The sequence below is a fragment of the Rhabdothermincola salaria genome, assembly GCF_021246445.1.
Classification (GTDB): Bacteria; Actinomycetota; Acidimicrobiia; order Acidimicrobiales; family Acidimicrobilacustridaceae; genus Rhabdothermincola_A; species Rhabdothermincola_A salaria.
The window spans coordinates 590432-604120 of record NZ_JAJQXW010000002.1; the positions used below are offsets into that span (position 1 = coordinate 590432).

General features: G+C 72.5%; 12 protein-coding genes. 8 read left to right on the top strand and 4 right to left on the bottom strand.

Going from position 1 to position 13689, the window contains the following annotated elements; genetic code table 11:
• Positions 1-3 precede the first annotated feature (3 nt).
• Positions 4-2103 (bottom strand): DUF459 domain-containing protein, encoded by a 2100-nt coding sequence (locus LUW87_RS19280; RefSeq protein ID WP_232671395.1) that lies wholly within the window; start codon positions 2101-2103, stop codon positions 4-6.
• Between the two features lie 160 nt (positions 2104-2263).
• Between LUW87_RS19280 and LUW87_RS11905 the strand changes: the two genes are divergently transcribed.
• Both LUW87_RS11905 and purD read left to right on the top strand, forming a co-directional pair.
• Positions 2264-3544, top strand: a complete 1281-nt coding sequence (locus LUW87_RS11905) for an adenylosuccinate synthase (protein ID WP_232671396.1) — start codon at positions 2264-2266, stop codon at positions 3542-3544.
• A 31-nt stretch (positions 3545-3575) separates the two neighbouring features.
• Positions 3576-4790, top strand: a complete 1215-nt coding sequence (purD, locus tag LUW87_RS11910) for a phosphoribosylamine--glycine ligase (RefSeq protein WP_232671397.1) — start codon at positions 3576-3578, stop codon at positions 4788-4790.
• Positions 4791-4920: 130 nt separating this feature from the next.
• On the opposite strand, the gene LUW87_RS11915 is transcribed toward purD, so the two are convergent.
• On the bottom strand, positions 4921-7071 hold the full coding sequence (locus LUW87_RS11915; RefSeq protein WP_232671398.1) for an acyltransferase family protein: 2151 nt from the start codon (positions 7069-7071) through the stop codon (positions 4921-4923).
• A 104-nt stretch (positions 7072-7175) separates the two neighbouring features.
• On the opposite strand from LUW87_RS11915, the gene LUW87_RS11920 reads away from it, so the two are divergent.
• Together LUW87_RS11920 and LUW87_RS11925 are read left to right on the top strand one after the other, a co-directional pair.
• Positions 7176-8519 (top strand): glycosyltransferase family 39 protein, encoded by a 1344-nt coding sequence (locus tag LUW87_RS11920; RefSeq protein ID WP_232671399.1) that lies wholly within the window; start codon positions 7176-7178, stop codon positions 8517-8519.
• Between the two features lie 86 nt (positions 8520-8605).
• The gene (locus tag LUW87_RS11925; protein ID WP_346742557.1) at positions 8606-9310 is read left to right on the top strand and encodes a glycosyltransferase family 2 protein; all 705 of its coding nucleotides are present in this window, start codon (positions 8606-8608) and stop codon (positions 9308-9310) included.
• 19 nt (positions 9311-9329) lie between these two features.
• On the opposite strand, the gene LUW87_RS11930 is transcribed toward LUW87_RS11925, so the two are convergent.
• Positions 9330-9728, bottom strand: coding sequence for a hypothetical protein (locus LUW87_RS11930; protein WP_232671401.1), 399 nt, complete (start codon positions 9726-9728; stop codon positions 9330-9332).
• Positions 9729-9869: 141 nt separating this feature from the next.
• Here LUW87_RS11930 and purB point away from each other — a divergent pair, with 141 nt between their 5' ends.
• The 4 genes from purB to purQ are packed head-to-tail and all read left to right on the top strand — an operon-like array spanning position 9870 to position 13148.
• A complete protein-coding gene (gene purB, locus LUW87_RS11935; RefSeq protein WP_232671402.1) occupies positions 9870-11300 on the top strand; it encodes an adenylosuccinate lyase in 1431 nt (476 codons plus the stop codon).
• A 25-nt stretch (positions 11301-11325) separates the two neighbouring features.
• Positions 11326-12204, top strand: a complete 879-nt coding sequence (locus LUW87_RS11940) for a phosphoribosylaminoimidazolesuccinocarboxamide synthase (protein WP_232671403.1) — start codon at positions 11326-11328, stop codon at positions 12202-12204.
• An 18-nt stretch (positions 12205-12222) separates the two neighbouring features.
• A complete protein-coding gene (gene purS, locus LUW87_RS11945) occupies positions 12223-12495 on the top strand; it encodes a phosphoribosylformylglycinamidine synthase subunit PurS (protein ID WP_232671404.1) in 273 nt (90 codons plus the stop codon).
• Positions 12492-13148 (top strand): phosphoribosylformylglycinamidine synthase subunit PurQ, encoded by a 657-nt coding sequence (gene purQ, locus LUW87_RS11950; protein ID WP_232671405.1) that lies wholly within the window; start codon positions 12492-12494, stop codon positions 13146-13148. Before purS ends, purQ begins: the two co-directional genes overlap by 4 nt.
• Before the next feature lie 52 nt (positions 13149-13200).
• On the opposite strand, the gene LUW87_RS11955 is transcribed toward purQ, so the two are convergent.
• A complete protein-coding gene (locus tag LUW87_RS11955; protein WP_232671406.1) occupies positions 13201-13533 on the bottom strand; it encodes a hypothetical protein in 333 nt (110 codons plus the stop codon).
• Between the last annotated feature and the right edge of the window lie 156 nt (positions 13534-13689).

Here is a 13689-nt window from a genome sequence, read left to right on the forward strand (position 1 = left end):
TGGTCAGGTGCCGTCCGGGGCCGGCGGCGGTTCGGTGGGTCGGTTCCACCAGTCGGGCCCCAGGACGGCGTGGCCCAGGAAGCGCTCGGTCACCTCGAAGGCCGTCTCCCGGCTGAAGTGCATCCCGTCGGGCCGCAGGCGGTCCTGCTCACCGGTCGCCTCGAACCAACCGGCGAGGTCGACGACGCGCACGGCGTCGGGGCGCAGCTCCGCCACCTCCGCCACGAGCTCGTTGATGCGCACCATCCGAGGGGCGACGGCGTCGTAGGCGGGGTCCGGGAGCCGCCCGGCGCGCCCCTCGGACGGAACCGGCGCCAGCAGCCAGACCACCGTGGCACCGCCCGAGCTCAGGACGTCGACCGCCTCGAGCATGCGCTGGCGCATCCGCTCGTCGAAGACGGGGTCGCCCGGGCCGCGCCACTCGGGGTCGTCACCGATCCGCCGGTCCTGGACGTCCCAGGCACCGAGTTGGACGACCACGGTCCCGGGTTGGCTGGCGGCGACCGCCTCGGCCCACGTGGCGGGCCACTGAGGGCATCCACCGGGGGGTGTGCTGACGCGTTCGCCGAGGCGCAGCTCGTCGGGGCCCATGATGCTGCAGCCGAGGGTGGCGCCTCCGGGCACGGTGATCCCCCGGCCGGTGGTGGCCAACCAGTCGGCGAACCCGTAGCCGGTCATCAACCCGGTGGAGTCGCCGAAGAAGGCCACCCGCGCCGACGGCGGGGGCGCGGGCACGGTGGCCTCGGGAGCGGTGGTCTCGGGCATCGTGGTGGACGGCGGCGGTGGTGGCGGTTGGGCGGGTTCGTTCAAGGCGTCGGTCGCGGCCGCGAAGTCGATGGTGGGCGGCGGCGCGGTGGCGCTGGTCCACGCCGCGCCGGCGATGAGCAGGGCCATGGCCGGCGGGGCGACCAGCCACGGGCGCACCCGTCCGAAGCCGGCCCCCGTGCGGACGGGCCGTTCGAGGAAGCGGGCCGAGATCTCGGCCAGGGCGAGGGCGAGGGCGACGCCGATGCCGAACCGGGGCCACGGGCCGAGGTCGGTGCCCTGGCGCAACCAGAGGAAGATCGGCCAGTGGTAGAGGTACACGCCGTAGGAGATCTGCCCGAGGTGGACCAGGGGCCGGGCGGCCAACCCGACGGCCAGCGGGCCGGCGGCGAGCGCGGCGGCGAGGACGGTGACGGCCGAGGCGAGGGCGTACACCGCCAACCCGCCGTCGTAGAGGCGGCTGTCGGTCTGGGCCACCAGGCTCCAGCTGGCGATCGCCGCGGCCAGCGTCACCACGCCGGCGGCGGCCAGCACCTTCTGGGGGGCGCCCCAGCCGTCGAGCCAGCGACGGCGGGTGGCGCGGTGCACGCCGACGGCGAGCAGGCAGCCGACCAGCACCTCGAAGGAGCGGGTGGCGGTGTTGAGGTAGACGTCCTGGTCGTCGAGGCCCCCGAAGAGGGTGAGGGCCACGGAGCCGGCGGCGAGGACCCCGAAGGTGGCGGCCACCAGGGCGACGTCGCGCGATCCTCGGTCGGCGTGGCGGCGGCGGCGGTAGCGGGCGGGTCCTCGCCACCACAGACCACCGAGCAGCAACGGGAACACCAGATAGAACTGCTCCTCGATGGCCAGGGACCAGAAGTGCAGCAGCGGGGACGGTTCGGCGAAGAGCCCGGCGTAGGACTGGTCGGAGAGCAAGAAGCGCCAGTTGGCCACGTAGGCGAGCGCCCCGACGACGTCGCCGGTGAGGTTCTCGCGCTGCACGGTGTCGCCCACGGCCAGGGCCATGACGACGGCGAGGGCGATGGCGGCCAGCGATGCCGGGAGCAGGCGTCGGAAGCGCCGCCGCCAGAAGCCTCGCAACGACAACGTGCCGGTCTCGAGGCGCTCGTCGAGGGCGAGCGTGGTGATGAGGAAGCCCGACAGGGTGAAGAAGGTGGAGACGCCGAGGAAGCCGCCCTGAGCCCAGTCGAAGCCCCCGTGGTACACGAGTACGGCTGCCACGGCGAGCCCACGGAGGCCGTCGAGCCCGGGTCGGTAGCCGAGCCCCTGGTGGCGGGGGACGGTGGCCTCGGCCGGGCTGTCGGCCTCCGAAGGACGGCGGAGGGCATGGGCAGCCACGCCCGGGTTCTACCAGGCTGGCCCGGTCACGAAGCAGCGCGGCGGCTTTCGACGCCCGACCGTGTCGCCGACTACGGTTTCGCCTTCGTCCTGCAGCTGGCCGATCGCGTCCGCGCGCCCGCCCAGCGGTCCTGCAGGGAACCGATCAAGGAGTCACACCGTGCCAGCCACCGTCGTCGTCGGAACCCAGTGGGGTGACGAGGGGAAGGGCAAGTTCACCGATCTGGTGGCCAAGGAGATGCACCTCGTCGTGCGCTACCAGGGCGGCCACAACGCGGGCCACACCATCGTGGTCGACGGTGAGAGCTTCGCCCTGCAGCTGGTGCCCAGCGGCATCCTCTACGACCACATCACCCCGGTGATCGGCAACGGCGTGGTGGTCGATCCGCGGGTGCTGCTCGCCGAGCTCGACGTGCTCGCCGCCAAGGGCGTCGACACCAGCCGGCTCAAGGTCAGCGGCAACGCCCACCTGATCCTTCCGTACCACCAGGAGCTCGACAAGCTCACCGAACGCCGCCTGGGCAAGAACAAGGTCGGCACCACCAAGCGGGGCATCGGCCCGGCCTACGCCGACAAGGCGTCCCGGGTCGGGTTGCGGGTGCAGGACCTCCTCGACCCCAAGATCTTCCGCGAGAAGCTCGATGGGGTCCTGCGCGAGAAGAACGCCGTGCTGGCCAAGGTCTTCAACCAGCTGCCCCTCGACGCCGACGAGATCGCCGAGGAGTACCTGGGGGAGTGCGCCGAGCGGATGGCGCCGATGATCGCCGACACCGTCAACCTGGTGCACGACGCCCTCGACGCCGACCAGCACGTGCTGCTCGAGGGCGCCCAGGCCACCTTCCTCGACCTGGACCACGGCACCTATCCCTTCGTCACCTCCTCGAACCCGGTGGCCGGTGGGGCCTGCACCGGAGCCGGCGTCGGTCCTCGCTACATCGACCGGGTCATCGGCATCGCCAAGGCCTACGTCACCCGGGTGGGCGCCGGCCCCTTCCCCACCGAGCTCGACGACGAGATCGGCGAGCTCCTCGTCGACCGGGGCCACGAGTTCGGCACCAACACCGGGCGGCGTCGGCGCACGGGCTGGTTCGACGCGGTGATGATGCGCCACGCGGTGCGCCTCAACTCGCTGTCGGAGCTGGCGGTGACCAAGCTCGACGTGCTCGACACCCTCGACACGGTGAAGGTCTGCGTCGCCTACGAGCTCGACGGCGAGCGCTTCGAGCACCTGCCGTACCACCAGTCGGTGCTGCACAAGGCCAAGCCCGTGTACGCCGAGTTCCCCGGGTGGCGCACCGACCTCACGTCGATCACCCGCCGCGACCAGCTCCCGGCCGAGGCGCTCGACTACGTGGCCTTCCTCCAGGAGCAGGTCGGGGTGCCGATCACCCTGGTCGGGGTGGGTCCCGGTCGCGAGCAGTTCCTGCACTTCGACGCGTGAACCACCGATCCCCCAGGAAGGTCCCCCAGCCATGAAGGTCTGCGTCGTCGGTTCCGGCGGCCGGGAGCACGCGCTCGCCGCCGTCCTCGGTCGCCATCACGAGGTGGTCGTCACCCCGGGCAGCCCGGGCATCCCCGGCTCGGTGGGCACGCCTCCGGAGCAGATCGACGCCGACCTGTTCGTGATCGGACCAGAGGCGCCGCTCGTCGACGGGCTGGCCGACCGCCTGCGGGCGGCCGGGCGCCTGGTGTTCGGCCCCGGCGCCGACGGGGCCCGCCTCGAGGGCTCCAAGGCCTGGATGAAGGAGGTGCTCGTCGAGGCCGGCGTGCCCACCGCCGCGCACGGCACCTTCACCGATCTCGACCCCGCCCTGGCCTTCCTCGCCACGATGGCGCCGCCGTTCGTGGTCAAGACCGACGGTCTGGCCGCCGGCAAGGGCGTCGTCGTCACCGACTCCCTCGACGAGGCCCGCGCCGCGGTGGGCGACTACCTCTCGGGCGAGGCGTTCGGCGACGCCGGTCGCACCGTGGTCATCGAAGAGGGGCTCACCGGGCCGGAGCTGTCGATCCTCGCCGTCTGCGACGGGACCCGGGCGGTGGCCCTCGCCCCCGCCCAGGACTTCAAGCGGGTCGGCGACGGCGACGCCGGCCCCAACACCGGCGGGATGGGCGCCTACTCACCGGTGCCCGTGGCCGGCGACGACGTGGTCGAGATGGTGATGCGCGACGCGGTCGAGCCCACCCTGGCCGCCCTGCGGGCCCGGGGCATCGACTACCGGGGGGTCCTGTACGCGGGGCTGATGCTCACCCCGGCGGGCCCCAAGGTCCTCGAGTACAACGTGCGCTTCGGTGACCCCGAGACCCAGGTCGTGCTGCCCCGGATGACCAGCGACCTCGGGGCCCTCCTGGCCGCCGCGGCTGCTGGTGCGATCGAGGAGGCCCCCACCTTCGACGACGGGGCCGCGGTCACCGTGGTGTGCGCCGCCGAGGGCTACCCCCGCCAGGTCCGCAGCGGCGACGCCATCGAGGGGCTCGACGAGGCGAGGGCCCTCGAGGGTGTCAGCGTGTTCTGCGCCGGCGTGGGTGCCGGTGCCGACGGTCGGCTGGTGACGGCCGGCGGTCGGGTGTTGGCGGTCACCGGGCAGGCGGCCACGATCGCCGAGGCCCGGGCCCGGGCCTACGAGGGCGTGGCCCGGCTGTCCTGGCCGGGCCTGCACCACCGCACCGACATCGCCGCCGGGCAGTAGCCACCCCGAGCCCGCAGCACCCCGCCTGAGCCCGCCCGCGGCCCGCCCCGCGTAGCTGTCGGACTTGGGCGCTGGGGGGTGGCGCTCCAGTCCGACAGGTTCGTTCTCTTCGGCGTGGGGGTGGGGGTGCTCAGCCGCCGACGTCGGCGGTGGCGCGCACGGTGGCCGGGACCGACAGCACCGACGGGGGCACGACGGGCGGCGGCTGGGTCACGACCCCGCCCACGTCGGCGCAGGCGTCGGCCGACGCGGTCGCGGCGATCGGGACGTCGCGCTGGATCTCGGCCCACGCCGTCTGCACGTCGTTGCGGGTGATCTCGGCGAGGATGCGCTCGCCCTGGGGGGTGAAGTGCAGCCCGTCGGCGGAGCGCACCTCCACCTCGGCGCCGGTGGCGTCGGGCAGCGTGCGGGTGAAGACCCCGTCGGGTGTCATGGGCCCCCAGTCGACGAAGCCGCTCCCCGGACGGCACTCCACCACGTGGCGGTAGAAGTCGCGGAGGTAGCGGACCCGGTCCTCGATGGGGCCGTAGAAGCCGTTGGTGGCGGCGTCGGGGGCGAGGATCCACAAGGTGAGAGCACCGGCCTCGCGGGCGATGTCGGTGGCCGCGACGGCCCGCTGGGTCCACAGGGCGGCGTCCTCGGTGGCGGGCCAGTCGGTGACGGGATCGGAGTTGCCGCGCCGCAGGTCGCTGCCGCAGCACGCCTCGAGCACGACGACGTCGGGGTCGAACGCCTCGATGCCCTGTCGCAGGTCGTCGAGCCAGGCGCCGTCGTCGGTGAGGAAGTTCTCGCCGGGGCCGCCGATGGCCATGGATGCGATGCCGCTGTCGGCGAGGACCTGCTCGATGGTGGGGAAGCCCTGGTGGACGAGGGAGTCGCCGAGGAAGAGGACCCGTTCGAGGGGCACCAGCGGACCGGGGACCGGTGCCGCCGCTTCGGGGGCCACCGCCTCCAGGAGGTCGGGCTGCTCGGCGACGACGTCGCGTGATGCCGCCAGGGAGTTGGCCCAGAAGCCGCCGACGAGGAGGGCGGAGATGGTGACGACGAGCGCCGGAGCCACCCGCCACGGGGTGAGCTTCCAGCGTCCCTGGCGGATCGGTTGCTCGAGCAGCCAGTAGGACGCCAGGGCCAGGGTGAGCGTGGCCGCGGCCCGCGCCGCGAAGAGCCCGAACCCCTCGAGCCCGGTGCGATCGGTGTCGATGAGGCCCATGAGCGGCCAGTGGTACAGGTAGACCCCGTAGCTGATCAGGCCGAGCCCGACGAGCGGGGGCCACGACAGGGCCCGGGCCAGCGGACCTCGGCCGAGGATGGACAACAGCACGGTGGCGGTGAGGGCGGCCGCGAGGGGGAGCCCGCCCCGCACGAGCAGGATCGACCGGTCGTCGACGGTGAACATGGCCACCACCAGCGCGGTGAGGCCCACGGCGCCGAGGACGGTGACCAGCAACCGGCTGTGGCCCGTGCTGTCGGGCTCGCCGTCGCCGTCGGGGTCGGCGTCCGCGTCGGCGTGTCGGCGCCGCAGGCGCGACGGCAACGTGGCACCGACGGCGAGGGCCAGCGCCATGCCGGCCGCCAGCTCGAACGAGCGCGTGTCGGTGCCGAAGTAGACCCGGTCGATGTCGTCGTTCCAGCTGAACCAGACCGTGGAGACGACCGAGAGGGCCACGATGGCGCCGGTGAGGATCCACCAGGCCCGCTTGCGTCGGGCCCGGCGGGCGATGAGCCAGGCCGCCGTGCCCAGCACCAGGTAGAACTGCTCCTCGATCGCCAGCGACCAGAAGTGCAACAGCAGCGACGGGCTCTCGAAGCTGGCGCCGTACTCCTGGCCCTGGGCGATGAAGTGCCAGTTGGCCACGTAGGCGAGGGCGCTGGTGACGTCGCCGCCGAGGGTGCGCAGCTGGTGCCCGTCGCCGGCGACGATGGTGATGGCGATGGCCACCGCGATGCCGGCGAAGGCGGCGGGGAGCAGGCGTTTGGCCCGCCGGGCCCAGAAGCGCCGGGCGTCGATGGAGCTGGTGGCGGTCCACTCCGACACCAGGAGGTTGGTGATCAAGAAGCCCGAGAGGGTGAAGAAGATGGAGACGCCGAGGTAGCCGCCCGGGACCAGCTCGGGCTCGAAGTGGTACACGACCACTGCGAGCACGGCGAGGCCGCGCAGGCCGTCGAGGGCCCGGTTGCGGGGCAGGTGACCGCCCGTCCCGGCGGGCCGGGGAGGGGGGTCGGCCGCCACGTCCTGTGGGGCGCTTCGAGTGCCCTCGTCGATCACGGACGGCATTGACATGGGGTGAGGATCGTAGCGCTGAGGGTGGCCCGGCCCACCCCCGGGCGGTGCCCTCGGCAGCACGGAACCGAGCTCCGGTGAGGCCGCTGGCTACGTTGGCGGCCATGGCGACGAACCCCGAGACGCTCGGGTCCCGGGCCACGCCGCCACCACGGTGGACGCCGGCCACCCGACGCTTCGCGATGGGGCTGGGGCTGCTGGCGTTCGCCGGCGCCGTGCTGCGCTGGGCCTACATCTGGTTCGATCGTCGCCACGCCGAGGTCTTCAACGACGGCTTCTACTACCACCACGGCGCCAACCTCCTCGCGCAGGGGGAGGGCTTCGTGAACCCGTTCGCCCTGCTGCTGGAGGGTCGGGCGGTGGAGACCGCCGACCACCCCCCGCTCTACCTGCTCTACCTGGCGCTCTTCTCGCTCGTCGGGCTGACCTCGGTCACGGCCCACCTGTTCGCCGGATCGCTCCTGGGCATCGGCTCCATCGTGGTCGGGGGGCTGGCCGGCCGGCGCATCGCCGGCGACCGGGCCGGCCTGCTCGGCGCCGCGCTCATCGCCTTCGCGCCCAACACGTGGCGCTACGACGGCGCCCTGTTGTCGGAGGTGGCGGTGATCTTGTTGGTGCTGGTCGTGGTGGCCCTGGCCTACCGCGGTTGGGATCTGCACCAGCCTTGGCTGTTGGTGGCGATCGGCGTGGTGATCGGGGCCGCCACCCTGGCCCGCCCCGAGCTGTTGTTGCTGCTGCCCCTGCTGGTCGCCCCGCTGGCCTGGTGGTCGACGGGGCCGTCGATGTGGCGCCGACTCGGCTGGATGGCCGCGTCGGGGGCCGCGGCGCTGCTGGTGATCGCCCCCTGGGTGATCTTCAACCTGGCCCGGTTCGACGAACCGGTGCTGCTCTCCCAGAACCTGGGCGGAACCCTGGCGGGGTCGTACTGCGAGACGACCCTCGAGGGCACCTACATCGGGTACTGGGACTTCAACTGCGCGCCTCGGGTCCTCGACGCCGCCGGCATCACCGAGCTCGGCGACGAGCGCATGGACGCGGTGGCCCGTGACGAGGGCCTGCGGGTGGCCCGGGAGAACCTCGACCGGCTCCCCGTCGTGGTCGCCGCCCGCCTCGGTCGGGTGGCCGGGGTCTTCCGTCCGGGGCAGCAGCGCGACCTCGACGCCGAGACCGAGGGCGTCAGCTCGTGGGTGGCGACCGTCGGCATCGTCACCGTGCCGGTCACCCTGGCGGCCGCCGCCGCCGGGGCCGTCGTCCTGCGCCGGCGGGGTCGGCTGGTCCTGCCCCTGCTGGCGCCGGTGGTGGTCGTCGTGGTGACCGTCGTGGTGTTCTACGGTGCCACCCGCTTCCGCTCCACGGCCGAAGGCCCCCTGTACCTCCTGGTGGCGGTGGCCGTCGACGCCGCCTGGCGGAGGTGGGGCCGGGGTCGCGAGGAGAAGGTGGTCACGTGAGCAGCACGCCAGGCGAACGGACGGGTCGGGCCACCGGTCGGGCACCGTCGTCGGGAGCGACGGGCGACCCGCCGCGGTGCCTCAGCGTGGTGGTGCCCTGCTTCGACGAGGTGGCCACGGTCGCCCAGTGCCTGGCCGCGGTCGTGGCCAGCCCGTACACGGCCGAGGTGGTCATCGTCGACGACGGCTCCACCGACGGCACCCGTGACGTGCTCGAGGAGCTGGCGGGCGCCGACGATCGGATCCGGGTGCTGCTCCAACCCGTGAACCAGGGCAAGGGTGCGGCGCTGCGCCGGGGGTTCGCCGAGGCCCGGTCGGAGCTCGTCATCGTGCAGGACGCCGACCTCGAGTACGACCCGGCCGACTACGGCGCAGTGCTCGGCCCGCTGCTGGACGGCCGGGCCGACGTGGTGTTCGGCTCTCGTTTCAGCGGCGGGGAGGCCCATCGCGTCCTGTACTTCTGGCACACGGTCGGGAACCGCTTCCTCACTCTGCTCTCCAACGCCTTCACCGACTTGAACCTCACCGACATGGAGACCTGCTACAAGGCCTTCCGCCGCGAGGTCCTCGACGACCTGGTGCTCGAGGAGGACCGCTTCGGCATCGAGCCCGAGCTCACCGCCAAGGTCGCCGCCGGGGGCTGGCGCATCTACGAGGTCGGCATCTCCTACTCGGGGCGGACCTACGACGAGGGCAAGAAGATCGGCTGGCGCGACGGGGTGCGGGCCGTGGTCTGCATCGTGCGGTACTCGTCGTGGGGCCGACGGTTCCGGGCCGTACGCCGGCCCTGAGACGGGCCGGGCCGGGCGCTCACCTGGGGTCGTCGTCGGACGAGCCGAAGGGCTCGTCGAAGAAGGAGAAGGAGTCGGCCGACCCTTCCTCGGCGCCGGGGAACGACCAGTCGATCGGGGGCTGCGGTGGGCTCTCGGCCTCGGCCTTGGCCCGAGCGGCGGCTTCCTTCTCGCGGCGGCGCAGCTCGCGCCGCGACACCTTCGCCGGTCGGGCACCGCGGACTCGGACCCCGGCGGCGGAGAGCGCGCAGTTGAGGCAGTAGGGCGGATGTTCGGCGCCGAAGGCGAAGACGAGGCACTCGCCGCAGAACGGCTCGTCGCAGACCCGGCACCGGTCGATCGCCTCTTCGAACTGGTGCCGCACGCAATGGGTGTCGATCAGCGTGGGTCGGGTCGGCGTGGAGCGGCGTAGCGGCATGGGGTGCTCGATCGACGGAGGCGGCGCGACGAAGGTGTCGCGATGCTCCTCTCCTACTCAACGGCGGGGGGAGCCCGTTGCTTTACCCTGGAGCACGGTATCGGCCCAGGATTGAGCCGAACGGCCCATCCCAGGAGAACGATGTCACCCACCACCGTGCCCAACGTCCTCGCGGCCCGCTACGCCAGCGACGAGATGGCCCGGTTGTGGTCGCCCGAGCACAAGGTGGTGCTGGAGCGCGAGCTGTGGCTGGCGGTCATGGACGCCCAGCGCGACCTCGGCATCGAGGTGCCCGACGAGGCGCGGTCGGCCTACCGGGCGGTGCTCCACCAGGTCGACCTGGCCTCGATCGATGCCCGTGAGCGGGTGACCCGCCACGACGTGAAGGCCCGCATCGACGAGTTCTGCGCCCTCGCCGGCCACGAGCACATCCACAAGGGCATGACCTCGCGCGACCTCACCGAGAACGTCGAGCAGCTGCAGGTGCGGCGCGCGCTCGAGGTGGTGCGCGGCCGCATGCTGGCGGCCGCGGCCCGCCTGGCCCAGTTGGCGGCCGAGCACGCCGAGACGGTGCTGACGGGGCGCACCCACAACGTGCCGGCCCAGGCCACCACCCTCGGCAAGCGCTTCGCCAGCGCAGCCGAGGAGCTCCTCGGCGCGCTCCAGCGGGTCGACGAGTTGCTGGCTCGCTACCCGCTGCGGGGCATCAAGGGCCCGGTCGGCACCCAACAGGACATGCTCGACCTGCTCGACGGCGACGAGGAGCGCCTCGACGCCCTCGAGGCCCGTGTCGCCGAGCACCTGGGCTTCGGTGCGGTGCTGACCAGCGTCGGCCAGGTCTATCCCCGGTCGCTCGACCTCGACGTGGTGTCGGCCCTGGTGCAGGCCGCCGCCGGTCCGGCCAGCCTGGCCCTCACCATCCGGTTGATGGCCGGCCAGGAGTTGGCCACCGAGGGCTTCCGGCCCGGCCAGGTCGGCTCGTCGGCCATGCCCCACAAGATGAACAGCCGCAGCTGTGAGCGCATCGCCGGCTTCACGGCCATCCTGCGCGGCCACCTCACGATGGTGGCCGGCCTCGCCGGCGACCAGTGGAACGAGGGCGACGTGAGCTGCTCGGTGGTGCGCCGGGTCGCGCTCCCCGACGCCTTCCTCGCCATCGACGGGCTGTTCGAGACCTTCCTGACGGTCCTCGAGGACTTCGGCGCCTACCCGGCGGTCATCGCCCGCGAGCTCGATCGCTACCTCCCGTTCCTCGCCACCACGAAGGTGCTCATGGCCGCCGTCCGCCACGGGGTCGGGCGGGAGCAGGCCCACGAGGCCATCAAGGAGCACGCCGTGGCCGCCGCCCTGCGGTTGCGCGAGGAGGGGGCGGAGGGCAACGACCTGCTCGACCGGCTCGCCGCCGATCCCCGCTTGGGGCTGGCCCCCGACGAGCTGGCCGGCGTGATGGCCCGCCCCCTCGACTTCGTGGGGGCCGCTCCCCGGCAGGTGGGGGCGGTCGTCGCTGCCGTCGAGGCGCTAGTCGTGGCCGACCCCGATGCCGCCGCCTACCGGCCCGCCGACATCCTCTGACCCCACCGAGACCTCTGGAGCCTGCGTGAGCACCATCGAGCTGCCCCACCTCTACTCGGGGAAGGTCCGCGACATCTACGACGCCGGCGACGACCGGTTGCTGCTCGTCACCTCCGACCGCCTCTCGGCCTTCGACGTCGTGATGGGTGAGCCCATCCCCCACAAGGGGCGGGTGCTCACCGCCATGTCGGCCTTCTGGTTCGAGCACCTGGCCGACGTGGTGGGCAACCACCTCCTCTCCACCCGGCTCGACGACCTCCCCCCGGCTGCCCGGCTGGCGCAGTGGGAGGGCCGGATCATGCTCTGCCGGCGGGCCGAGATGCTGCCCATCGAGTGCATCGTGCGGGGCTACCTCACCGGGTCGGCGTGGAAGGAGTACCGCGCCGACGGCACCATGCACGGCCAGGCCCTCCCGCCCGGTCTCCTGGAGGCCGCTCGGCTCCCCGAGCCGGTGTTCACGCCGTCCACCAAGGCCGACGCCGGCCACGACGAGAACATCTCCTTCGCGGCCGCGGTCGACCTCGTCGGCGCCGAGATGGCCGAGCGGGCCCGGGCGGTGTCCCTCGAGCTCTACCGGCGGGGCGCGGCGTGGGCGGCCGAGCGGGGCATCCTCATCGCCGACACCAAGTTCGAGCTCGGTGTCGTCGACGGCGAGCTCGTGCTGGCCGACGAGGTGCTGACCCCGGACTCGTCGCGGTTCTGGCCGGCCGACGCCTGGGCGCCCGGTGCCACGCCGCCGTCGTTCGACAAGCAGCCGGTGCGCGACTACCTCGACGGGCTCGACTGGGACAAGCAGCCGCCCCCGCCGCCCCTGCCCGCCGAGGTCGTCGAGGCCACGTCCGAGCGCTACGTGCGGGCCTACGAGTGGATCACCGGTCGGCAGCTGTCGGACTGGCGGGGCTGAGAAGCTACGGTTCTGCCAATGATCTTCTCGGTGCACGTCGAGGTCCGGCTCCGGCCCGGGATCGCCGATCCGCAGGGCTCCACCATCGAACGGGCCCTGCCCACCCTGGGCTTCGACGGGGTGAGCGGCGTCCGGGTGGGCAAGAGCATCCGTCTGACCGTCGAGGCCGCCGACGAGGCCGCGGCGCGCGCCGAGGTCGACGACCTGTGCCGCCGCTTCCTCACCAACCCGGTGATCGAGGACGCCGTGGTCGAGCTCGAGGCCGTCGACACCGCCGGGACGGGCTCGTGAGCCGCCGGGTCGGGGTCGTCCTGTTCCCCGGCTCGAACTGCGAGCAGGACATGGTCGAGGCCGTCGCCCTCGTCGGCGGCGAGCCCGAGGTGCTGTGGCACGGCGACGCCACGGTCAACGGGGTCGATGCGGTGGTCGTGCCGGGTGGTTTCGCCCACGGCGACTACCTGCGTCCCGGGGCCATCGCCCGCTTCTCGCCGGTGATGCCGGCGGTGGCCGACTTCGCCCGCGACGGCGGTGCCGTGGTGGGCATCTGCAACGGGTTCCAGGTGCTCACCGAGGCGGGCCTCCTCCCCGGTGCGCTGCAGAAGAACCGTGGTCTCAAGTTCGTGTGCGACACCGTCGAACTGCGTGTCGACCGGTACGGCACCGCTCTGACCGAAGGGGTCCATGTCGGCACCACGCTGCGCATCCCGATCAACCACTTCGAGGGAAATTACACCTGTGACGAGGACACCCTCGCCCAGTTGATCGACGAGGACCGGGTGGTGTTCCGCTACGTGGACAACCCCAACGGGTCCGTCGACGACATCGCCGGGATCTGCTCGACCGACGGCAACGTGGTGGGGCTCATGCCGCACCCGGAGCGGGCGTCGAGCGAGCTACTGGGCAGCGCCGACGGCCTGCCCCTGCTGCGCTCCCTCGTGGGCTGAACCCCACGGCGGCGGCGGGCAGGGGCCCGGCCTCGTTGCGGTGCGGGCGGCCTCAGCTGCTGCGGCTGATGCCGGCCGCCTTGAGGGTGGTGGCGGGCACGCCGAGCTCGCGCCAGGCGTCGTAGGAGATGCCCTTGCGCTCGCCGTAGCCCTTGGCGGCGGCGACGAACTCGGTCTCGAGGGCGTCGAGGTCGACGGTCTCCTCCGAGGCCGACAGGTCGCGCTGCAGGTCCAGTCGTTGCTGGATCAGCTGCAGGCGCTTCAACGGATCTGCGGTGGGGATCTCCGACTCGATGCGGTCCAATTGCTTGCGCATCGACTCCGGGGTCCGCTTGCGGCCTCGTTTGGGTTTGTGGGCTTCGAGCGCCTCGAGATATCGACGCACTGCTCGCCCCTGTGCACGACCTTCCGCCAAGGCCGCTTTGTGCTCTTCGGACATCCCGTCACTGCCACGTTTGGTGGTAGCCATGCCCGGCACTCCATCACACATCTCATCGCGATGCAATCAGGGGTGTCGCCCCCGCTTGTCAGAGGTGAATGC

Bases quoted from the DNA above. Each gene is read 5' to 3' on its own strand.
- purD (WP_232671397.1), top strand. From the start codon at position 3,576: ATGAAGGTCTGCGTCGTCGGTTCCGGCGGCCGGGAGCACGCGCTCGCC.
- LUW87_RS11915 (WP_232671398.1), bottom strand. From the start codon at position 7,071: ATGTCAATGCCGTCCGTGATCGACGAGGGCACTCGAAGCGCCCCACAG.
- LUW87_RS11920 (WP_232671399.1), top strand. From the start codon at position 7,176: ATGGCGACGAACCCCGAGACGCTCGGGTCCCGGGCCACGCCGCCACCA.
- LUW87_RS11930 (WP_232671401.1), bottom strand. From the start codon at position 9,728: ATGCCGCTACGCCGCTCCACGCCGACCCGACCCACGCTGATCGACACC.
- purB (WP_232671402.1), top strand. From the start codon at position 9,870: ATGTCACCCACCACCGTGCCCAACGTCCTCGCGGCCCGCTACGCCAGC.
- purS (WP_232671404.1), top strand. From the start codon at position 12,223: ATGATCTTCTCGGTGCACGTCGAGGTCCGGCTCCGGCCCGGGATCGCC.